The sequence below is a fragment of the Mycobacterium genavense ATCC 51234 genome (assembly GCF_000526915.1).
Lineage (GTDB): Bacteria > Actinomycetota > Actinomycetes > Mycobacteriales > Mycobacteriaceae > Mycobacterium > Mycobacterium genavense.
The window spans coordinates 17,730-39,397 of record NZ_JAGZ01000002.1 but is presented as its reverse complement, the minus strand read 5'-3'; the positions used below and the strand labels follow the sequence as shown (position 1 = coordinate 39,397).

The window sequence follows — 21,668 nt, the reverse complement described above, 5'->3', positions numbered from 1 at the left end:
CCCTACGACGGCAGGGCGTCTTCCGCCCGGCCCAATTAGTACAGGGCACGGACGTTGTCGATGGTGTCGGCCTCGGCCGGGCTCTTATCGTCGCGATAGCGCACCACCCGGGCAAACCGCAGCGCCAGTCCGCCCGGATAACGCGTCGAGCGCTGCACGCCGTCGAGCGCGATCTCGACGACCTGCTCGGGCCGCAACCGCACCACGTATCCGTCCGTCGACCCGACGGCAAGTTCGCTGAATCGCGCCGTCTGCCAGTCCAGCATGGCATCGGTCATGCCCTTGAAAGTCTTTCCCACCATGATGAATTCGCCGGTTGCATCGCGTGCGCCCAGATGGATGTTGGACAGTTTGCCGCTGCGACGTCCCGAACCCCATTCCACGGCGAGCACCACCAAATCCAGGGTGTGCACCGGCTTGACCTTGAGCCAGCCCGCTCCGCGACGGCCGGCCAGGTAGGGCGCGCCCGGCGCTTTTGCCATCACGCCCTCGTGACCGGCCGCCAGCGTCGCCTGCAGAAACGACGCGGCGGCATCGGGATCGGAAGTGGCAAGCCGGTCGACCCGCTGGGAGGCCGGCACCAACGCGTCCAAAGCGGCCAGCCGCTCGGTAGTCGGCGCGTCGAGCACATCGACACCGTCGTAGTGCAGCAGGTCGAAGAAGAACACCGAAAACGGTTGCGCCGCTTGGGCTGCCACCACGTCGACCGATCGGCCGAAGCGGGAGGCGGTGACCTGAAAGCGGTGCGGCCGATTGTCGGGTCGCAGCGCGATCGCCTCGCCGTCGGCGATCAGGTCGCGCACCGGCAGCGCCAGCGTCGCCTCCACCACCTCGGGCAGCCGGGCGGTGACGTCGTCCAGGCTTCGGGTGTAGACCGTGACCGCATCCCCGGCACGGTGGATCTGCACCCGCGTGCCGTCCAGCTTCGCCTCGAAAATCGTTCTACCGCCGTGCTTTTCGAGCGCGTCGACGACGCTGGCCGCGGTCTGCGCCAGCATCGGACCGACCGGTTGGCCCACCCGCAGCGTGAATGCCTGCAGCGCGACCGCGCCACCGGACAGTGCGGCCGCCGCCGCCGACGGCAGATCCCCGCCCAGCATCGCCGCGCGCTGGACCGCGGCGGCCGGAATGCCGGCGGCCTTGGCCACCGCGTCGGCCATGATCCCGGCCAGTGCGCCCTGGCGCAGCTCGCCGGAGAGCAGCCGCACCAGGAACGTCTGCTCGGATTCGGTGGCGGCGGCGAACAGCGTCGCGAGCAGTTCGGCGCGTCGCGCCTGCGATCCCTTCCCCGAGATGGCGCCGATCTCGGGGAAGGCGGCATGCACGCCGGCGACGGTGAGCTGCGGCTCGGCGGCCGGTGCCGGGCGCAACCGCAACGACACCCAGCCCACGCCGATCTGACGTTGGGGCAGCTCACCGGAGAGCCACGACACCACGATCGCGACCACCTCCGGGTCGGGTGCGGCGCGGGTCAGCAGGTCCGCGATGCGCGCGACCTTGGTCAGCCGGGACGACGTGGCGCCGACGTCGGTCGACGTGGCCACCACCTCGAGAAGAAGCACGTTTGCCAGCTTGGCATGGCTCGGTGACAACCCTGCCGGGCGGACACGCTAGCGTTCCTGCGTAACGTTACAGATTGCACATGATCTGACAACCCAAAAAGGAGACGTCCGGATGGAGATCAATGGGAAGAAGGCCGTCGTCATCGGCGGCGCGTCGGGGATGGGTCGGGCCACGGCCGAACTGTTCGCCGAGCGCGGTGCGGATGTCGCCGTCCTCGACCGCGAGGGGTCCGACGGAAAAGCGGTCGCCGAAGGCATCGGCGGTGCGTTCTACCCGGTCGATGTCACCGACTACGCCGGCACCGAGGAGACCCTGCAGACCGCGGTCGACAAGCTGGGCGGCCTGCACGTCGTCGTCACCACGGCCGGTGGCGGCATCGCCAAGCGCACGTTGACCAAGTCGGGCCCCCACGATCTCGAATCCTTCCAATCGGTTATCGATCTCAACCTGATCGCCACCTTCAACATCAGCCGGCTGGCCGCCGCGCACATGGCCAAGAACGAGCCCGAGGACGAAGAGCGCGGCGTCATCATCAACACCGCTTCGATCGCGGCCTTCGAAGGTCAGATCGGGCAGGTCGCCTACACCGCCGCCAAGGCTGCGATCGCGGGCATGTGCCTGACCATGGCCCGCGACCTGGGATCGATGGGGATCCGGGCGCTGGCCATCGCCCCGAGCCTGTTCCTCACCGGCCTGACCTCGATGGTCCCCGACGAGATGGCGGCGACGCTGACCCGCGACGCGGCCTTCCCCAAGCGGATGGGCCGGCCCGAGGAGTACGCCAAGCTGGCGTTGGCCATCGTCGACAACCCGATGCTCAACGGTCAGTGCCTGCGCCTGGACGCGGGACAGCGTTTCGCGCCCAAATAGCAGTAGGGGGCCGCTATCGGCCCGAGCGCAATAAGTACACTCTTTAGGCAGCCGCCCCGCTTCCCCTCGGAGCGGGGCCGGCTGACCACCCGGCGGAGCGGGTACTGGCGCGAGGAGGTCCCCATGGGTATCGCACTTACCGACGACCATCGCGAGCTCGCCGAGGTCGCTCGCGCGTTCATGACGTCGCAGAAGGCGCGCCCGGCGGCGCGGGCACTGCTGGACAGCCCCGACGAGGGCCGCCCCACGTTCTGGCCCGGCATCGTCGAACTCGGCTGGCTCGGCCTGCACATCGACGAGGAACACGGCGGGTCCGGCTACGGATTGCCCGAGCTGGTCGTGGTGGTCGAAGAGCTCGGCCGCGCGGTCGCTCCCGGTCCCTTCGTCCCGACGGTGATCGCGTCGTCCGTGATCGCTAAAAATGGTTCAGCAGAACAACAATCGCGGTTGCTGCCGGGCCTGATCGATGGATCGGTCACCGCGGGCATCGGGCTGGACGGCCGGGTGTGGGTCAAAGACGGTGTCGCCGACGGCGAGGCCGGAGTGGTGCTGGGCGCGGGCCTGGCCGACCTGCTGCTGATCGCCGCCGGCGACGATGTTCTGCTGCTGGACCGCGGTCGCGCCGGTGTCTCGGTCGAGGTCCCCGACAACCTCGACCCGACCCGGCGGTCCGGGCGGGTCCGGCTGGACAACGTGAGCGTCGGTTCCGCCGACATCATCGCGGGGGCGCGGGAATCGGCGCTGGCCCGGGCCCGGACCCTGCTGGCCGCCGAGGCGGTCGGCGGGGCATCCGACTGCGTCGACGCCGCCGTCGAGTACGCCAAGGTGCGCCAGCAATTCGGCCGCGCCATCGCCACCTTCCAGGCCGTCAAGCACCATTGCGCGAACATGCTCGTCGCCGTGGAGTCGGCGACGGCCGCGGTCTGGGATGCCTCGCGTGCGGCCGCCGAAGACTCATCCGAAGACGAAACGCAGTTCCGACTGATCGCGGCAGTCGCTGCGACACTGGCCTTTCCGGCGTACGCGCGCAACGCCGAACTCAACATTCAGGTGCACGGCGGTATCGGCTTCACCTGGGAGCACGACGCGCACCTGCATCTGCGCCGGGCACTGGTGACCTCGGCGCTGTTCGGTGGTGACGCCCCGGCCCGCGACGTGTTCGAGCGCACCGCGGCGGGTGCGGTCCGGGAGAACAGCCTGGATCTGCCTCCCGAGGCCGAGGAGCTGCGCACCCGCATCCGTGCCGCCGCCGCCGAGCTGGCCGCCCTGGACAAGCAGGCACAACGCGACAAGCTGATCGCGACCGGCTACGTGATGCCGCACTGGCCCAAGCCGTGGGGTTTGGCCGCCGACGCGGTGGAACAGTTGGTCATCGAGGAAGAGTTCCGCGCGGCCGGCATCAAGAGGCCCGACTACGGCATCACCGGGTGGGTGATCCTGACCCTCATCCAGCACGGAACTGATCGGCAGATCGAAAGATTCGTCGAGAAGGCGTTACGCAAGGACGAGATCTGGTGCCAGCTGTTCTCCGAACCCGAGGCGGGCTCGGACGCGGCGTCGATCAAGACCAGGGCCACCCGGGTGGAGGGCGGCTGGAAGATCAACGGCCAAAAGGTGTGGACCAGCGGGGCCCACTACTGCGCGCGGGGCCTGGCCACCGTGCGCACCGACCCCGATGCGCCCAAGCACGCCGGCATCACCACGGTGATCGTCGACATGAAGGCTCCCGAGGTCGAGGTGCGCCCGCTGCGGCAGATCACCGGCGGCTCGGACTTCAACGAGGTGTTCTTCAACGACCTGTTCGTGCCCGACGAAGACGTGGTCGGAACGCCCAACTCGGGGTGGACGGTCGCGCGGGCGACGCTGGGCAACGAGCGGGTCAGCATCGGCGGCAGTGGGTCCTTCTACGAGGGCTTGGCGACCGCGCTCGTCGAGCTGGCCAAGCAGCACGCGGATCGGTTGGCGGGCGCGGACATCCGGGTGGGGACCTATCTGGCCAACGAAACCGCGTTGCGGCTGCTCAACCTGCGCCGGGTGGCCCGCAGCGTCGAAGGCGCGGGGCCGGGCCCGGAAGGCAACGTGACCAAGCTGAAACTGGCCGAGCACATGGTGGAGGGCGCCGCGATCATGGCCGCCCTCACCGGCCCGGAGGTCGCGCTGGTCGACGGGGCCGGAGCGGCGGCGGGCCGGTTGATCATGGGCGCGCGCGGCATGGCGATTGCCGGCGGTACCTCGGAAGTTACCCGGAACCAGATCGCCGAGCGGATCCTCGGCATGCCGCGTGACCCGCTGATCAACTAGCCGGTGCGAACAGTGGCGCCCCGCCGGCGCCCCTCTCGGGCCGCATGCTCACCGGCATCCCGCATGTCACCGAATCTGGTTCGCAGTCAACGATATTGGCGGCGACTCGCAGCCCGGGTTGTTCGGCGAGCTCGACGATGGCGATCACGTAGGGGACGGGGGATGTCCGGGTTGTACGGATGGTGGTTGACCGTGAAGGTGAACACGGTGCCCTGCCCGGAGACGGGGCGCGCGACCAACGTCGCGCCACAGTCCCGGCATTGGCCGGTCGCGGGGTGCACCCAACGCGAGCAATCGGCGCAATGCTCGATCAGCAGCTGTGACGTCGACTCCGCTGGCACGGGCAATACAGTACGCTCAATTGGTTCGGTGTGCGTACGACACGTGGTTCTCTGACGGGCGGTGCGGATGGCGTATTTCGGAAAAGACGCGATCGTATCCGGTGTCGGTATTTTCCGGATCGGCATCCCGGGGCGAGACCTGACCATGGAAGCGGTGCGCGCCGCGATCGCCGACGCCGGCCTGGCGCCCGCCGACATCGACGGCATCGCGACCCTGGGCGATACCCCGGCCGAAGAGGTCAATGCCGAACTGCGGATCGAGGCGGCGGACTGCGGCAGCGGGTTCGGTACCGGGGGCTGCTCAGCCCGGTGATGTCGGCCTGCCGCGCGGTGTCCGAGCGGCGGGCCCGGCACGTGGTGGTATACCGGACCATCCAAATGCTGGGCGGCACGGTGCCGGTCAAGCAGCAAGAGTTCGCGCCCGCTCCGCCGCTGGCGCGAATGTTCGAAACACCAAAGGGCGCCGAGAAACCCGCCGTCGGCACGATGGACGATGCCAACGATCTTGTTGCGGCCCAGGCGTATTCGGCGGCGAACTGGCTGGCGCTGAACTGTCGTCGGCATATGGAGCTGTATGGAACCACCAAGGAACAGCTGGGTTGGCTGGCGCTGAACGGCAGGCGCAACGCCGCGCTGAATCCGCTTGCGGTGTACCGCGAGCCGATGACCATGTCCGACTACCTGGGGGCGCGGCTGGTGTCCACGCCGTTCGGGCTGTTGGACTGCGACGTGCCGATCGACGGATCGATCGCGGTCGTCGTGTCCAACGCCGACTACGGTCCCGATTGCCCGCACCGGCCGGTGCGGGTGGAGGCGATCGGCGGATCCGACGGCGCCGGTGGCTGGTTCCACCGCGACGACTACCCGAAGATGGCGATGTCGGACGCCGCGGCGCAGATGTGGTCACGCACGGAGTTGAAGCCCGTCGACCTCGCCGTCGCCGAGCTGTACGACGTCTTCACCTACCTCACCCTGGCGTGGCTGGAAGCCCTGGGGATCTGCGGCGACGGCGAGGCCGGCCCGTTCGTCGAGGGCGGTACGCGGATCGCCCGCGACGGGCAACTGCCGTTGAACACCTACGGTGGCCAGCTGTCGGCCGGGCGCATGCACGGCTACTGGGCCCTGCACGAAGGGTGCCTGCAGTTGCGCGGCGAAGCGGGGGAGCGGCAGGTGTCGCAGCGTCCCGAGGTCGGCGTGGTTTCCGTGGGCGGTGGCCCGGTCGCGGGTTGCTTGCTGCTTACCTGCTGAGAATGGCTGTGGGAGTGCAGTATTGAGCTTCAGGTAGGACCCACACCGCCCGTCGGCGGAACCAAGAAGCTGGGCTCGACGATTGCCCGCGATATAGAGGCGGACATCGTTCGCCGCGGCTGGCCGGTCGGAGAGTCGCTGGGTTCCGAGCATGCGGTGCAACAGCGCTATGGCGTCAGCCGGTCGGTGTTGCGGGAGGCCGTTCGCCTCGTCGAGCACCATCAAGTGGCCCGGATGCGGCGCTGACCGGGCGGCGGCCTGCTGATCAGCGAACCCGACGCGGGGCCCGCGACGCGCGCCGTGGTCATCTATCTCGAATACCTCGGCGTCACGCTGGCTGAGCTGTTGAACGCGCGGCTGGTCCTCGAGCCGTTGGCGACCTCGCTGGCGGCCGAACGGCATCGACGAAGTCGGCATCGACCGGCTGCGGGCGGTGTTGCGGGCGGAACAACAGTGGCGCCCCGGTCTGCCGGCGCCACGCGACGAGTTCCACATCGCGCTGGCGGAGCAGTCGAAAACCCGGTCCTGCAACTGTTTATCGACGTGTTGATGAGGCTTACCACCCGTTACGCGCTGCGGTCGCGGACCGACTCGGCAGCCGACGCCATCGAGGCGCTTGACTACATGCACAACGACCATTTCGACATCGCCGCCGCCGTGACAGTCGGAGATGCAGCGCGCGCCAAGACGCTGTCCGAGCGCCACGTCGAAGCGGTGAATGTCTGGCTGCAAGAGCATCAACCGCGCAAGGGACGCACCGGTCGCCGGCGTGTGCCCGCCGACGGCGAAGTACCGCGCGGCAAGTTGGCAGAGGTGGTGGCGGCCGCCATCTGCGACGAAATCGGTTCCGGCGGTTGGGAGGTCGGATCGGTGTTCGGCACCGAGACGGCTTTACTGGAGCGGTATCGGGTGAGCCGCGCGGTGTTGCGCGAAGCGGTGCGACTGCTCGAATACCACTCGGTCGCGCAGATGCGTCGGGGACCCGGCGGCGGCCTGGTCGTGACCAAACCCTATGCGCAAGCCAGCATCGACACGATCGCGCTGTATCTGCAATTCCGAAAGCCGAGCCGCGAAGACCTGCGCTGCGTGCGGGACGCGATCGAGATCGACAACGTCGCCAAGGTCGTCACACGGCGCGCCGAACCCGAGGTGGCTGCCTTCCTGCACGCCCATCGGTCCGCGTTGGAGGGCACCCCGCGCGCAGTCGATGACGCGCGCCAGGCAACGTCGGAGGAATCGCGGTTCCACATCGGGCTCGCGCAACTGGCCGGCAATGGGTTGCTGGACCTGTTCTTGCGGATCATCGTCGAGTTGTTCCGCCGGCACTGGTCCAGCACCGGACAGGAGCCGCCGTCCCGCGACGACGTCGTCGCCGTCGAACACGCGCACTTGCGGATTCTCGACGCGATCGCGGCCGGCGATGACAGCTTGGCGCACTACCGCATTCGTCGTCATCTCGATGCGGCCGCCTCCCGGTGGCTGTGACGTACATCGGGTTTCCGAAACCGGTTTGTGACCACTTTCCTGCATAGGGATCGCGCGGGTGGGGTACTGGCATGGGTAATGGGGCGCGGATACGTAGCGGGCCCGTCCGGCTGGGGGTTGGCATTGGTGATGGAAAGCGGGAGCGCCGAAATGATTAGGGGCACGGAGAACGAGCGTCAAGGCTTGGTTCATTCCGCGCTCTGGTACCACTCGCAGCGGGAGTTCCTGGACGCGGTGGTGCCTTTCGCGCTCGAAGGCTTGGCGATGGACGAGCCGGTACTGGTGGCGGTGCCCGGTGACTACTTGAGCTTGCTGAGCGACGCGCTGGGCGGCCAGGGCTCGACGGCGGGGCTGCAGCTGATCGACGTCGCCGAAGCGGCGCGCAACCCCAGCCGCTTTCTGGCACTGGAGGGCTCCTTTGTCGAGGAGAACGGCGGCCGGCGCGTGCGCATTGTCAGCGAAGTCTGCTGGCCGGAGCGCAGCGCCGACGAGTTTGCGGCCTGCAAACAGCACGAGGCGCTGGTCAACAGCGCATTCGAAGGATGCCAGCTGAGCTCGCTGTGTCTGTTTGACGGGGAACGGCTTGACGACGATGTGCTGGCAAGCGCACGTGCGACCCATCCGCTCCTGTGGAAACGCGGTTCACTGCAACATAGCGCCGACTACGCGCCGGATGACGTACTCGCGCAATGCAATCAGCCGCTACCGGCAAATCCGGGCGCCGTGACCTATATGGTCCGTAAGTCCGCGGACCTGCGCCCGGCGCGGTCGTTCGCCGTCAACTACGCCGGGTGGGTCGGCCTTTCCCAAGACGGCATCGAAGACCTGCAATTGGTGGCCACCGAATTGGCCACCAATAGCTTGATGTACACCGATGGCGCCTGCCGGCTGGCCTTCTGGCGCGATGACGACCACCTGGTGTGCGAGGCGCGCGACAACGGGCGCCTCGAGGATCCGCTGGTCGGGCGCTTGGACCCCGGGCCGAGCGGCCCCGCCAGCCGCGGATTGTTTCTGGTCAACGCCATCTCGGATCTGGTCCGGACCCATACCGCGAGCACCGGAACGACGATCCAGGCCTACCTGCGGCTGAGTTCTTCGGCCGCGCCGATCAGCTGAACGGAAGACGGCCCACCAGGAACTGAGGTTCCCGGCGGGCCGCCTGCCCGAACGGTTAGAGGATGCTGATAACCCCGGGAATCGAGATTACGGGCGGCAGATCGACCAAAGGCGCGCCCGTGCCGCCCGCGGCTGTTGAGCAGCCAGGTATAGAGCAACACGGCGGCCGCGCCCACGGCAGCCGCGAGGGCTTTGACGGTTTTCTTCGGGGTGATTGCCTTCATGACTATGCCTTTCACATTATTCGACATATCTTGAACAAGGATCCGATGCGGCTAGGCACTGGCCGATATCGAAGCGGTTTTACCCGTGACTGGGCCGCCGGTTGGTCATCTAGGGCTAGGAATCGCTTGCCCTGGTTGACTACAGGGGAAGGTCTTAGGCACACCGCGGAACATCCCGTGCCGCCTACGGCTGTAGAGCATCCTGTCGCTGCCAGCAATAGAGCAACTGCTCCGGTCGCTGCAGCGATTGCTCTCAGGGTTTTCGTAGTGCGGGTCGACTTCATCGTCTTGCCTTTCCGAGGAGTGGACAACGGCATTGCGAGCGACAGGTACCCCCTGTTAAGCGCGCGCAAATCAGATTTCGTGATTTTCTTCACAAAAGGTTTGGCGCATGTTTTGTCATATTTGCACTGGCGCAACACCATTGAATGGTGTTGCGCCGCAGCGCTACGGCCGGAGACGATCCGTTCACTACCAACACATTTGGCGCGGTCATGCTGCGGGCTGGCGCGGCAGTGGTGCTCGCCGCCTGGGTGCCGGCGGCGGCAAGTCCTCGGCCGCTGCGACTTTCCGCCACGCAGCTGCAAAGCGCGCGGGCACCAGGAGTACTTGGACCAACCCGACCGCCACGGCTGTTGCCTCACGGGCACTCTCGATTCTCGTCGACGTCATTGTCGATGCCTTTCATCTGGGGAAAGCATGGTCATGTGGCGAAAGCATGGTCATGCGGAGATCAAGGCGACGAGTGGGGTAACCGCTATTCGACACATGTAAACCTGGCAGGAAAAGGGTTTGCCACGTGACCGGTTGGAGGTCTAATGTCGCGCTCGTACGTCTTCTCAAGAGTGCCGTAGTAGCCAGCACGCGCAGCGGGGTCTGATTTAGACCGACCCCCCGCTGTGGGTCGGAAGCTACTACCGTCGGTCGCTCGTTTCGACCAGAGAAGACCGACACAATGCCTCTTACACAGCCGTTATCCAGGCCCCATCACCGTCCGGACCTCACGTCCCCGGGCAGTGCTGCGCACCGCCGTGACGCCAACGCGTGGTTTGGCGAGCGCTTCGGGGTCGCCCTGCCGCGCGGCCTGCGCGAACAGGCCGGTGCGATGACGTGGGAAAACTTCGTGGCGACCTACGGCCAGGCCGCGGGCCCACTGCGGCTAAGGCAATGGGTGTGCGCCGACACCGAGCGACCCACCGGACGCCTCGGTCCGCAAGCCCACAATTTCCGGGCGATGATCGCCGTCGGCGATCACATCAGCACCTCGACCGCTGCGGCCAGCGGGCCGATCGCCGCACTCACCTCGATGCTGCACGAGCGCGGGATCGCCATCGAGACGTTGAAATTCCACCAGATGGCCTCGGACGGGTGCACCGCCACGTTCATCTGTGGCAGCGACGGCCTGCATGCCGAATGGGCGGTGGGCCTATCCGAGGATCCGACGCAGTCGGCGTTACGCGCGCTGATCGCGTGCGCGAACCGGTTGCTGGCCTGAGCTCGAACTCACAGTGGGCGCAACATGATTGGCATGCCGTCTTTCGGCACCGGCATGCCGCCGTAGTCCCACTCGCACTTGTAGCCGGGGCGGGGTGGCTCCAACCGGTAGCGGCGCAGCAGGCGGTGCAGGATCGTCTTGATCTCCAACTGCCCGAACGTCATTCCGATGCACTTGTGGGCGCCGCCGCCGAACGGCGTGAACGCATAGCGATGCCGCTTGTGCTCGTTGCGCGGTTCGGTGAACCGCTCCGGGTCGAATTTCAGTGGGTCCGTCCATAATTCGGGCAGCCGGTGGTTCATCCCCGGGTAGGCGATGACGTTGGTGCCCTTGGGGATGTAGTAGCCCAGCAGGTCGGTGTCGCGGACCGTCTGCCGCATGGCCCACTGCACCGGGGTCACCAGCCGGATCGACTCGTTCATCACCAGGTCGAGTGACTCCAGCTTCTCCAGCGACTCGATGTCGACCGGGCCGTCGCCGAGGCGGTCGGATTCTTCGCGGCAGCGCTGTTGCCACTCCGGGTGTTGCGCCAGGTTGTAGGCCATCGTCGTCACCGTCGACGTCGACGTGTCGTGCGCGGCCATCATCAAAAAAATCATGTGGTTGACGATGTCCTCGTCGGAGAACTTGTTGCCGTCCTCGTCTTCGGTACGGCACAACACCGACAGCAGGTCGTCGCCCTGGGTGGCGCGCTGTTCCTTGACCCGCTCGCGGAAGTAGTTCTCCAGCAGCTCGCGCGCCTTGAGTCCGCGCCACCAGGTGAACGGCGGCACCGAAGTGCGGATGATCGCGTTGCCCGCGCGCGTGGTGATCGCGAACGCGTTGTTGACCTTGGTCACCAGCTCGTGGTCGGTGCCCGGCTCGTGACCCATGAACACAATCGACGCGATGTCGAGCGTGAGCGTCTTCATCGCCGGGTAGAGCAGGAAGCGCGCGTCGTTGGCCACCCAGTCGTTGGCGACCGTCTGCGACACGACCTTGTCCATCTGCTCGACGTAGCTGACCAGCCGGGAGCGGACGAAGGCCTCCTGCATGATCCGCCGGTGGAACATGTGCTCCTCGAAGTCGAGCAGCATCAGGCCCCGGTGGAAAAACGGGCCGATCACCGGCACCCAGCCCTGCTGCGAGTAGTCCTTGTTGCGGTTGGAGTAGATGATCTGGGCGGCGTCCGGGCCCAGGGCGGCGATGCCCGGCAGCACCGGCGAGTCCCCGAAAACCACCGGGCCCTTGGTGTTGTAGAGGTGCATCAAATAGTCGGGTCCGCCCCGCAGCATCTCGATGATGTGCCCGATCACCGGGAGCCCCGCGTCGCCGACGGCCGCGTTGAGGCCGCTGCCCGGCGGTGGATCGGCGAGCTTCCGCTCGGGGAACTGGGTGTTCAACAGCTTGCGTTCGATCAGCCCCATACCGGGGAAGTTGTTGATCGACGGCGTGAACCGGCGCTTTGCCTGGTCGATCAGGTAATGCGGCGTGCTGATGGTGGCGGGCATGGACGCTCCTTTGCGAACCCAGGGCTGGTGACATCCGTCACTTGTCACTATCCTTCGGGAAAAAGTTGACGGCTGTCAAGTTTGCTTTTGGAGCGGCGTGGTGCAAGGTCAGGGGATGAGCAGCCACGCGGAGCCGGGCGAGCCGGCCACGCGGCGACGCGGCGACAAGCAGCGCCAAGCGATCATGCAGGCAGTGCGGGAACTGCTGCAGGAGCGGCCGTTCGCGGAGCTGTCGGTCAGCACCATCAGCCTCCGGGCCGGGGTGGGCCGATCCGGCTTTTACTTCTACTTCGACTCCAAGTACGCGGTGCTCGCGCAGATCGTGGCCGAGGCCACCCAGGAGCTCGAAGAACTCACGCAGTTCTTCGCTCCCCGACGGCCCGACGAGTCACCCGAGCAGTTCGCCAAGCGGATGGTGGGCAGCGCCGCCGCCGTCTACGCCCACAACGACCCGGTGATGGCGGCCTGTAACGCCGCCCGCTACACCGACGTCGAGATCCGGGGCATTCTCGAGCAGCAGTTCGAGGTGGTGGTGGGTGAGATCGTCGCGATCGTCGACGCCGAGATGAAGGACGGGACCGTCAATCCGATCAGCGATGACATCCCCACGTTGGTGCGCACCCTGACCGGCACCACCGCTCTGATGCTGACCGGCGACCCGGCGTTTATCGGCCGGGGCGACGACATCGACCGTCGCGTCAGGCTGCTCGAGCAGTTGTGGCTGAACTCGTTGTGGGGCGGCCGCCGCGGATAACGCGGGCCAGCCGTTACCGGCGGTATCGTCACCACCATGGCGCAGAGGGGACCCGCGCGGTATTACGCGGGGAAGCGCAGCCTGATTACGGGGGCGGCCAGCGGGATCGGCCGGGCTACCGCGTTGCGGCTGGCGACGCAGGGGGCTGAGTTGTTTCTGACGGATCGCGACGCCGACGGCCTTGCGCAAACCGTGGCCGACGCCCGGGCGCTGGGGGCGCAGGTGCCGGCGCACCGGGTGCTGGACATCTCCGACTACGACGAAGTCGCGGTCTTCGCAGCCGACGTCCACGCCACGCATCCGAGCATGGATGTCGTGATGAACATCGCCGGGGTATCGGCCTGGGGGACCGTCGACCGGCTCAGTCACGAGCAGTGGACCAAGATGGTGGCGATCAATCTGATGGGTCCGATCCACGTCATCGAGACGTTCGTGCCCCCGATGGTGGCGGCTCGCTGCGGCGGGCATGTGGTGAACGTGTCGTCGGCGGCCGGGCTCGTCGCGCTGCCGTGGCATGCCGCCTACAGCGCCAGCAAGTACGGCTTACGTGGCCTGTCCGAGGTGTTGCGCTTCGATCTGGCAGCCCACCGCATCGGTGTCTCGGTGGTAGTACCCGGGGCCGTGAAGACACCGCTGGTCGACACGGTCGAAATCGCCGGCGTGGACCGCGAAGACCCCAGGGTCAGCCGGTGGGTCGACCGTTTCAGCGGTCATGCGGTCTCGCCGGAACGGGCCGCCGAGAAGATCCTGGCCGGAGTCGCCAAGAACAGATACCTCATCTACACGTCGTCGGACATCCGGGCGCTGTACGCATTCAAGCGGCTGGCCTGGTGGCCCTACAGCGTGGTGATGCGTCGGGTGAACGTCATCTTCACCCGGGCGCTTCGGCCCAGCCCGGCGACGATGCGGGCCGCGCAGCGGCCTGAGGAGGAGGCGGGCAATTAGCTCCAGCCCGGCGCACTCAGGCCGGCATGACCAACTCGAGTCGCACACCGAGTAGTCGGACCGGACGGTCGAGTTCGAACAGATCCAGGACGTTGCGCGCTGCGGCGACGATGGCGTCGGTATCGGTCGTAGGCGATGGCAGCTTGCGAATCTTGGTGCGGGTGTAGAAGGTCGCCGTGCGTACGGTGACCGCCACCCGCGTGACGACGCGTCCGTTCGCCGTGACTTCCTCCAGGGATCGTCTCGCTAATCCTGTTACGGCCGAATCCATTTTGGTGCGATCGGTGAGATCGCGCGGGAACGTGACGACATGGCTGCGCGAGCGCGGCACCCATGGCTCGGCGCTGACCTCCGTGTCGCCACCGCCCTTGGCGAGCAGCAGCAGCCACAGGCCGGTGCGCGGTCCGAAGGTGGACGTCAGCAGCTCGGCATCGCTATGGGCCAGCTCCCGTACGGTGGTGATATTCAGCGCCGCAAGCTTTTTCGCCGCCTTCGGACACACACCCCACAACGCGTCGACCGGACGATCGGCCATCACGTCCATCCAGTTCGCGTCGGTGAGCGTGAAGACGCCGCCCGGTTTCCCGAAGCCGGTGGCCACCTTGGCCCGTTGTTTGTTATCGCTGATGCCCACCGAGCAGGACAGCCCGGTTGCGGAAAACACAACGGCGCGAATCTGTTCCGCGCCCTCGGTGGGGTCGGCCGCCGTCACCGACACGTAGGCTTCGTTCCAGCCCCACACCTCGACCGGGTGCCTCAGATCGCGCAGCAGCCCCATCACCGCCTCGGAGGCCTCGTCGTAGGCGGCCGGATCCGACGGCAGAAAGGTGGCGTCCGGGCAGCGTCGCGCGGCCGTGCGCAGCGGCATGCCGGCGTGCACCCCGAACTCGCGGGCTTGGTAGGAGGCGCAGGTGACCACCTTGCGGGCTTCGGTGGGATCGCCGTTGCCGCCGACGATTACGGGCAATCCGGCCAGCTCGGGATGGCGGCGCAGCTCGACCGAGGCTAGGAATTGGTCGAGATCGACGTGCAAAACCCAGTTCGACGTCGGCGCGGCCATGTCGATCAGATCACCGCCCACATAGCTTGCGCGCCAGGCTCTCCCACGCATCGCCCAGGGTCTCGAGGGTGTGGCCGCCGTAATCGAGTTGGTGCTCAACGTAATCCACGTCCAGCAGGGCCAGCAGTGCATCGGTCTGGACGTCGAGATCACCGCTGGTGCCGGCCGTCTGCAACAACACCCGTACATGGGTGCGCTGCACCGACGCTGCGCCCACGTGGCGGGTCAGTGGCTCACCCTTGGCCGCCGACAGCAGCGCGTGGTGGGTGTGCGCGAAGCGCAGCCGCTCCCGGCCAAAGGCCACCAGTCGATCCATGGGCGGTGCGTCCGGCCCCAGCGGCGGCGGGCCGAACAGGAAGGCCTGCTGGCTGGCGCGCTCGTCCTCGTCGAGCAGCACCATCATCAGGCCGGCCCGGCTGCCGAACCGGCGGAACAGCGTGCCCTTGCCGACTCCGGCGGCCGCCGCGACGTCGTCCATCGTGACCGCATCCGCCCCGCGCCGGGCGACCAGGTGCCGGGCCGCGCGGAGCAACAGCTCGCGGTTGCGTGCGGCGTCACCGCGTTCCGGTGGCAGCTCCCGCGGGGCCGACACGGGCAGCTCGACCAACCTCTCGACACCGCTCACCACTGCACTTTAACGCGGCCGGAATAAAACGGACTACAGTCCGTTTGAGGCGTGGAAGGATGTAGACCATCAACCGAAGGGAAACGACACAGTGGCAGAGATCAAAGTCTTGGCGTTGGTAGGCAGCTTGCGTGCCGGATCGATAAACCGCCAGATCGCGCATTTGGCGGCTGAGGTGGCTCCCGACGACGTCACGGTGACCGTGTTCGAGGGGCTGGGCGACCTGCCCTTCTACAACGAGGAAATCGACGACGCGATGAACGCCGAGGCGGGTCCGCTGGCCCCGGTGGCTGCCTTGCGCGCCGCGGCGGCGGAGGCGGATGCGGTGCTGGTGGTCACGCCGGAGTACAACGGCAGCTACCCCGCACTGGTCAAGAATGCGATCGACTGGTTGTCTCGCCCGTTCGGTAGCGGCGCGCTCAAGGACAAGCCGTTGGCGGTGATAGGCGGGGCTTTCGGCCGCTACGGCGGAGTGTGGGCGCACGACGACACCCGCAAGTCGTTCGGCATCGCCGGCGCGCGGATCGTGGAGGCGATCAAGCTGTCGGTGCCGTTCGCGACCCTGGAGGGCAAGGCGCCCGCCGAGCTGGTGGCCAATGTACGCGACGCGGTCGGCAAGCTCACCGCCGAAGTCGGTTGAATTTGGCGGTATCAAACAAGCCGCTCACGCGGTGACCAGCAGCATTCGAAGAAGTTAATAGTCAAAGCCGCCAGCTCCTGCTAGCGGCTTTGCTAGCGGCGGGTGGGCGCGCCCACGACACCCTGGCTGTCGGTGGCGCCTGCTATACCGAGACGCATGCACGTCCCGGGCCGGGTTTGTGACTTGCGACACGCCGGTGCGTTGCGCCACGACAGCGCTTACGACCAGGGAATTTCAGAATTGTTATTCAGAACATCTTGTATCTGCCCATCTTGTCACCCACTAGGTGTAGTGTTTGGCGAACCGGCAGACCCCAGGTTCACCAAGCCAGCACGGCGCGGTGGAACGTCCCGGAATCGGCTCGGACGGTCCGAAGCAGGCGCTTCTCCCGGACAGTCGCAGGACGGGAATGTTGGGGCTTGGCGGATCGCTGAAGGTAACGGCGATGTAGTGCCCCCAGCAGTTGCCAGTCCGTAACAAAGTTCCCGATCTTCCTTCCCCGCAGAGGAGCGGCTTCCATGAGCATCACCGTGTACACCAAGCCGGCATGTGTGCAGTGCAGCGCCACCTACAAGGCGCTGGACAAGCAGGGGCTCGCGTACGAGACGGTCGACATCAGCCTGGACAGCGAGGCCCGTGACTACGTGATGGCACTGGGTTACCTGCAGGCTCCCGTCGTGGTGGCAGGCGATGTCCACTGGTCGGGCTTTCGGCCGGATCGCATCAAGGCGCTTGCCGGAACCGCGCTGAGCGCCTAGGGCAGTAGATGAGCAAGTGAGGAGGTTGCGGTGCCATGGCTAGCGCGCAGCGCAACCTGGATTGGATGAGTGACGACCCGCGGCCGTCGGGTTTGCGATCGTCGCTGGTCTATTTTTCGTCGGTGTCGGAGAACACCCACCGGTTCGTGCAGCAGCTGGGTGTTCCCGCCACGCGCATCCCGCTGCATGGACGCATCGAGGTCGACGAACCGTACGTGTTGGTTTTGCCTACGTACGGCGGCGGCAAGGCCACCCCCGACATCAACAGCGGTGGCTATGTCCCCAAGCAAGTCATCGCCTTTTTGAACAACGAGCACAACAGGTCGTTGATCCGCGGCGTCATCGCCGCCGGCAACAACAACTTCGGTGCCGAATTCGCCTACGCGGGCAACGTGGTTTCCCGCAAATGTGGCGTGCCCTACCTCTACCGCTTCGAACTGATGGGTACCCCGGACGACGTGGAAGCCGTCCGCGCGGGCTTGGAAGAATTTTGGAAGGACCAGACGTGCCACCAACCGTCACTGCAGAGCCTGTAACGACCGGAGCCCACGCGTTGCCGGGGGAGACCGACTACCACGCGCTCAACGCGATGCTGAATCTGTACGACGCCGACGGCAAGATTCAGTTCGACAAGGATCGCGAGGCCGCGCATCAGTACTTCCTGCAGCACGTCAACCAGAACACGGTCTTCTTCCACAATCAGGACGAGAAACTCGACTACCTGATCAAGGAGAACTACTACGAGCGTGAGGTGCTCGACCAGTACAGCCGCAACTTCGTCAAGACGCTGCTGGACCGGGCGTATGCCAAGAAGTTCCGGTTCCCGACCTTCCTCGGGGCGTTCAAGTATTACACCTCCTACACGCTGAAGACGTTCGACGGGAAGCGCTACCTGGAGCGTTTCGAAGACCGGGTCGTGATGGTTGCTCTGACGCTGGCCGCCGGCGACACCGGCCTGGCGGAAAAGCTGGTCGACGAGATCATCGACGGCCGGTTCCAGCCGGCCACCCCGACGTTTCTGAATTCGGGGAAAAAGCAACGCGGTGAGCCGGTTTCGTGCTTTCCTGCCGGAACGCCGGTGGATACCCCCGACGGGCCACAGGCGATCGAGACCCTGCGCCCAGGCGACCGGGTGCTTTCCCACGATGGGTCCTTCTCCGTCGTCGAGTCCGTCGTCGAGAACCCCAACGACCAAGCACTCATCTCGATCTCGCATTTCGGGCACAGGGAGCCAATTCTGTGCACTCCCGAGCATCCGATCCTGGTGTGGACGACGCGTGATGTGCAGACCCTCATCGAGGGCGACGGCGCTGACACCTTCAATGGATTCGTTTGGTTGGCTGCCAAAGACATTGATCCGACGGACTTCATCGTGACTGCAGCGCCGTTGGAGGCGCGGGCACGGCGGGTCTATGACCTGATGGAGTACGCCGGCGCGGGCGAGTATGAAGATGTTGACGGGCTGATCCGCAAGGTCAATTGCGATCGGAAGCACCGCAACACGCAGCGCCACTCCATGCGTTTCGTGTCAGTGAATCGCTATGTAGAAGAGTCGTACGACTTGGGTCTCATTCTCGGCTGGTACATCGCCGAAGGGCATATCTCCAAGCGATCGAGAGGCACCGACCGGACCCCCAACGGTATCCACTTCACGATCGGCACGCACGAACTGTTGTACCAGCAGGAGTTGGCGGCGGCGTTCAAGCGAGTGTTCGCAGCGGACCTCGCCGTACATCAGAGCGTGTCGGACCAGTCGGTGCGCATGATCTGCAACAGCAAGGTCATTGCGTCGCTGTTCCTCTCCCTGGTCGGCACGGGCTATCACTCAAAGCGGTTGTCCCACGACGTCTTAACGGCCGACGAAGAGTTTCAGCGTGGATTGCTGGCCGGTTTGTTCCGTGGAGACGGGTGCAGCACCGCCGGCGGCATGGTGCTCGACCTGGTGAATCCGGAGCTGATCGATCAAGTGCAGCTACTGTTGCGCCGCAACGGGATCCAGTCCAGGGTCCGTCAGTACGTCAACCAATCCGGCAATGCGACAGGACAGGTGTTCGTACCCGGTCTGCCCGGAGCCAACGAAGATTTCATCTTCGACGTCGGCAAGAACCTCCACAACTACGTCGGCCAGAAGGGGACCTCGCGCACGACCTATCGGGTCGTATATGGACGACACGTGTACGGAATCCGTGAATTGAGGCGCACAGACGAGGTTCCCTCGAAGGTGTACAACCTCCACGTCGAAAACACGCATACCTATACGATTCGCGGCACGGTCGTACACAACTGTTTCCTCCTTCGCATCGAGGACAACATGGAGTCGATCGGGCGCTCGATCAACTCCGCGTTGCAGCTGTCTAAACGCGGCGGCGGAGTCGCGTTGCTGCTGACCAACATTCGCGAGCACGGCGCGCCGATCAAGAACATCGAGAACCAGAGCTCGGGTGTCATCCCGATCATGAAGCTGCTCGAGGACTCTTTCTCCTACGCCAACCAGCTGGGTGCACGCCAAGGCGCCGGCGCGGTGTACCTGCACGCCCACCACCCCGACATCTACCGGTTCCTGGACACCAAGCGCGAGAACGCCGACGAGAAGATCCGGATCAAGACGCTGAGCCTCGGCGTGGTGATTCCCGACATCACCTTCGAGTTGGCCAAGAAGAACGAGGACATGTACTTGTTCTCGCCGTACGACGTCGAACGCGTCTACGGCGTGCCGTACGCCGACATCTCGGTGACCGAGAAGTACTACGAGATGGTCGACGACGCGCGGATCCGCAAGACCAAGATCAAGGCGCGCGAGTTCTTCCAGACGCTGGCCGAGCTGCAGTTCGAGTCCGGCTACCCGTACATCATGTTCGAGGACACGGTGAACCGGGCCAACCCGATCGAGGGCAAGATCACCCACTCGAACCTGTGCTCGGAGATCCTGCAGGTCTCCACGTCGTCGGAGTTCAACGACGATTTGTCGTATGCCAAAGTGGGCAAAGACATTTCGTGCAACCTTGGGTCGCTGAACATCGCCAAGACGATGGACTCGCCGGATTTCGCGCAGACGATCGAGGTGGCGATCCGGGCGCTGACCGCGGTGAGTGACCAGACCCATATCTGGTCGGTGCCCTCAATTGAGCAGGGCAACAACGAGTCTCACGCGATCGGGCTGGGGCAGATGAACCTGCACGGCTACCTGGCTCGCGAGCGGATCATGTACGGCTCCGAGGAAGGCATCGACTTCACCAACATCTACTTCTACACCGTGCTCTACCACGCGCTGCGGGCGTCGAATCGCATCGCGATCGAGCGCGGTGTCAAGTTCGGCGGCTTCGACAAGTCCAAGTACGCCTCGGGTGAGTTCTTCGACAAGTACACCGATCAGGTGTGGGAGCCGAAGACCGAGCGGGTGCGCCAGTTGTTCGCCGAGGCGGGAATTCGCATTCCGACGCAGGAGGATTGGCAGCGGCTCAAGGAGTCGGTGCAGGCGCACGGCATCTACAACCAGAACCTGCAGGCCGTCCCGCCGACGGGGTCGATCAGTTACATCAACCACTCGACCAGTTCGATCCACCCGGTGGCGTCCAAGATCGAGATCCGCAAGGAAGGCAAGATCGGGCGGGTCTACTACCCGGCGCCGTATCTGACCAACGACAACCTGGAGTACTACCAGGACGCCTACGAGATCGGCTACGAGAAGATCATCGACACCTACGCCGCGGCCACCCAGCACGTGGACCAGGGTTTGAGCCTGACGTTGTTCTTCAAGGACACCGCCACCACCCGCGACGTCAACAAGGCGCAGATCTACGCCTGGCGCAAGGGAATCAAGACGCTGTACTACATCCGGCTACGCCAGTTGGCGCTGGAAGGAACCGAGGTCGAGGGCTGCGTCTCCTGCATGCTGTAAGCGCAGTCTGCGCAGGTCAGCACCTACAGCGGCGTAAGGTGCTTTAGGTGGTGAGAATGCCCCGACCCGCCAGACCGCACCCGAGCGTCAAGCCGGGGGCCAAGGTCGACGCGCGCAGCGAGCGCTGGCGGGAACACCGCAAGAAGGTGCGCGGCGCAATCGTCGAGGCGGCGTTCCGCGCGATCGACCGCCTGGGGCCCGAGCTGTCCGTGCGCGAGATCGCCGAAGAGGCCGGCACCGCCAAGCCGAAGATCTATCGCCACTTCCACGACAAGTCTGACCTGTTCCAGGCGATCGGCGAGCGGTTGCGCGACATGCTGTGGGCGGCGATCTTCCCGGCGATCGACCTGGCCAACGACTCGGCCCGCGAGATCGTCCGGCGCAGCGTCGACGAGTACGTCAACCTCGTCGACGAGCACCCCAATGTGCTGCGGGTGTTCATCTCCGCGCGCTCCGGAGCGACCACCGAGTCGACGGTGCGCACCCTCAACGAGGGCCGCCAGATCACGTTGACGATGGCCGACATGTTCGACAACGAGCTCAAGGACTTCAAGCTCGACCATGCCGCCTTCGAGCTGGCCGCGCACGCCGCGTTCGGATCGGCCGCCTCGTCCACCGAGTGGTGGTTGGGCGATCCGGGCAGCCCGCGCCGCATGCCGCGCGACCAGTTCGTCGCGCATCTGACCACGATCATGATGGGCGTCATCGTCGGCACCGCCGAGGCACTGGGCATCGCGGTCGACCCCGATCAGCCGGTCCACAGCGCCGTGCGAAGCAATTCCGCGGCCAGCTGAGGACCAAAGTCCCGTTGACATCATCCGGGCATTCGTCAAGACTCGGTCCTCCCCGATACCC

General features: G+C 65.7%; 18 protein-coding genes and 2 pseudogenes. 14 read left to right on the top strand and 6 right to left on the bottom strand.

Features of this window, described 5'->3' with window-relative positions; translation table 11 throughout:
* Positions 1–35: 35 nt before the first annotated feature.
* A complete protein-coding gene (locus T428_RS0104800) occupies positions 36–1,562 on the bottom strand; it encodes an ATP-dependent DNA ligase (protein ID WP_025735593.1) in 1,527 nt (508 codons plus the stop codon).
* Between the two features lie 112 nt (positions 1,563–1,674).
* Here T428_RS0104800 and T428_RS0104795 point away from each other — a divergent pair, with 112 nt between their 5' ends.
* On the top strand, positions 1,675–2,433 hold the full coding sequence (locus tag T428_RS0104795) for an SDR family NAD(P)-dependent oxidoreductase (protein ID WP_025735592.1): 759 nt from the start codon (positions 1,675–1,677) through the stop codon (positions 2,431–2,433).
* Positions 2,434–2,556: 123 nt separating this feature from the next.
* Positions 2,557–4,734 (top strand): acyl-CoA dehydrogenase family protein, encoded by a 2,178-nt coding sequence (locus tag T428_RS0104790; RefSeq protein WP_025735591.1) that lies wholly within the window; start codon positions 2,557–2,559, stop codon positions 4,732–4,734.
* Here the strand turns inward: T428_RS0104790 and T428_RS31645 are convergent.
* A pseudogene (locus T428_RS31645) lies at positions 4,727–5,075 on the bottom strand (Zn-ribbon domain-containing OB-fold protein). The gene T428_RS0104790 and the pseudogene T428_RS31645 overlap by 8 nt on opposite strands.
* A 67-nt stretch (positions 5,076–5,142) precedes the next feature.
* Between T428_RS31645 and T428_RS25600 the strand changes: the two are divergent.
* The 4 genes and pseudogenes from T428_RS25600 (at position 5,143) to T428_RS0104775 (ending at position 8,924) form a co-directional block, all read left to right on the top strand.
* Positions 5,143–6,323: pseudogene (locus T428_RS25600) on the top strand (thiolase family protein).
* Positions 6,324–6,329: 6 nt separating this feature from the next.
* Positions 6,330–6,569, top strand: coding sequence for a GntR family transcriptional regulator (locus T428_RS33995; RefSeq protein ID WP_342666184.1), 240 nt, complete (start codon positions 6,330–6,332; stop codon positions 6,567–6,569).
* Between the two features lie 54 nt (positions 6,570–6,623).
* Positions 6,624–7,808 (top strand): FCD domain-containing protein, encoded by a 1,185-nt coding sequence (locus T428_RS25595; protein ID WP_245604774.1) that lies wholly within the window; start codon positions 6,624–6,626, stop codon positions 7,806–7,808.
* A 150-nt stretch (positions 7,809–7,958) separates the two neighbouring features.
* The gene (locus T428_RS0104775) at positions 7,959–8,924 is read left to right on the top strand and encodes an anti-sigma factor RsbA family regulatory protein (RefSeq protein ID WP_036467330.1); all 966 of its coding nucleotides are present in this window, start codon (positions 7,959–7,961) and stop codon (positions 8,922–8,924) included.
* Here T428_RS0104775 and T428_RS33455 read toward each other — a convergent pair.
* Positions 8,885–9,148, bottom strand: coding sequence for a hypothetical protein (locus T428_RS33455; RefSeq protein WP_156942857.1), 264 nt, complete (start codon positions 9,146–9,148; stop codon positions 8,885–8,887). The two genes, T428_RS0104775 and T428_RS33455, sit on opposite strands and share 40 nt — an antisense overlap.
* A 955-nt stretch (positions 9,149–10,103) precedes the next feature.
* Here T428_RS33455 and T428_RS0104765 point away from each other — a divergent pair.
* Entirely contained in the window at positions 10,104–10,643 is a 540-nt protein-coding gene (locus T428_RS0104765) for a 2-isopropylmalate synthase (protein ID WP_245604772.1), read from the top strand.
* 8 nt (positions 10,644–10,651) lie between these two features.
* Here the strand turns inward: T428_RS0104765 and T428_RS0104760 are convergent, their stop codons facing one another.
* The gene (locus T428_RS0104760; protein ID WP_025735587.1) at positions 10,652–12,133 is read right to left on the bottom strand and encodes a cytochrome P450; all 1,482 of its coding nucleotides are present in this window, start codon (positions 12,131–12,133) and stop codon (positions 10,652–10,654) included.
* A gap of 115 nt (positions 12,134–12,248) precedes the next feature.
* Here T428_RS0104760 and T428_RS0104755 point away from each other — a divergent pair, with 115 nt between their 5' ends.
* Positions 12,249–12,887 carry a TetR/AcrR family transcriptional regulator gene (locus tag T428_RS0104755; RefSeq protein ID WP_025735586.1) on the top strand — a complete coding sequence of 213 codons (639 nt, stop codon included), beginning with the start codon at positions 12,249–12,251 and terminating at the stop codon, positions 12,885–12,887.
* Positions 12,888–12,923: 36 nt separating this feature from the next.
* Entirely contained in the window at positions 12,924–13,832 is a 909-nt protein-coding gene (locus T428_RS0104750) for an SDR family oxidoreductase (protein WP_025735585.1), read from the top strand.
* A 16-nt stretch (positions 13,833–13,848) separates the two neighbouring features.
* On the opposite strand, the gene T428_RS0104745 is transcribed toward T428_RS0104750, so the two are convergent.
* Both T428_RS0104745 and T428_RS0104740 read right to left on the bottom strand, forming a co-directional pair.
* Positions 13,849–14,892 (bottom strand): DNA polymerase IV, encoded by a 1,044-nt coding sequence (locus tag T428_RS0104745; protein WP_025735584.1) that lies wholly within the window; start codon positions 14,890–14,892, stop codon positions 13,849–13,851.
* A gap of 10 nt (positions 14,893–14,902) precedes the next feature.
* A complete protein-coding gene (locus tag T428_RS0104740) occupies positions 14,903–15,517 on the bottom strand; it encodes a TetR/AcrR family transcriptional regulator (RefSeq protein ID WP_025735583.1) in 615 nt (204 codons plus the stop codon).
* A 91-nt stretch (positions 15,518–15,608) separates the two neighbouring features.
* Here T428_RS0104740 and T428_RS0104735 point away from each other — a divergent pair, with 91 nt between their 5' ends.
* The 5 genes from T428_RS0104735 to T428_RS0104715 all read left to right on the top strand — a co-directional run bounded on the left by T428_RS0104735 (position 15,609) and on the right by T428_RS0104715 (position 21,607).
* Complete coding sequence (locus T428_RS0104735; RefSeq protein WP_156942856.1) at positions 15,609–16,157, top strand: NAD(P)H-dependent oxidoreductase; 549 nt, start codon at positions 15,609–15,611, stop codon at positions 16,155–16,157.
* A gap of 518 nt (positions 16,158–16,675) precedes the next feature.
* Positions 16,676–16,915 carry a redoxin NrdH gene (locus T428_RS0104730; RefSeq protein ID WP_025735581.1) on the top strand — a complete coding sequence of 80 codons (240 nt, stop codon included), beginning with the start codon at positions 16,676–16,678 and terminating at the stop codon, positions 16,913–16,915.
* Between the two features lie 65 nt (positions 16,916–16,980).
* Positions 16,981–17,451 (top strand): class Ib ribonucleoside-diphosphate reductase assembly flavoprotein NrdI, encoded by a 471-nt coding sequence (gene nrdI / locus T428_RS0104725; RefSeq protein ID WP_036467326.1) that lies wholly within the window; start codon positions 16,981–16,983, stop codon positions 17,449–17,451.
* A complete protein-coding gene (gene nrdE / locus T428_RS0104720) occupies positions 17,421–20,813 on the top strand; it encodes a class 1b ribonucleoside-diphosphate reductase subunit alpha (protein WP_084298624.1) in 3,393 nt (1,130 codons plus the stop codon). Before nrdI ends, nrdE begins: the two co-directional genes overlap by 31 nt.
* 56 nt (positions 20,814–20,869) lie before the next feature.
* A complete protein-coding gene (locus tag T428_RS0104715; RefSeq protein WP_036467189.1) occupies positions 20,870–21,607 on the top strand; it encodes a TetR/AcrR family transcriptional regulator in 738 nt (245 codons plus the stop codon).
* The last annotated feature ends 61 nt before the right edge of the window (positions 21,608–21,668 follow it).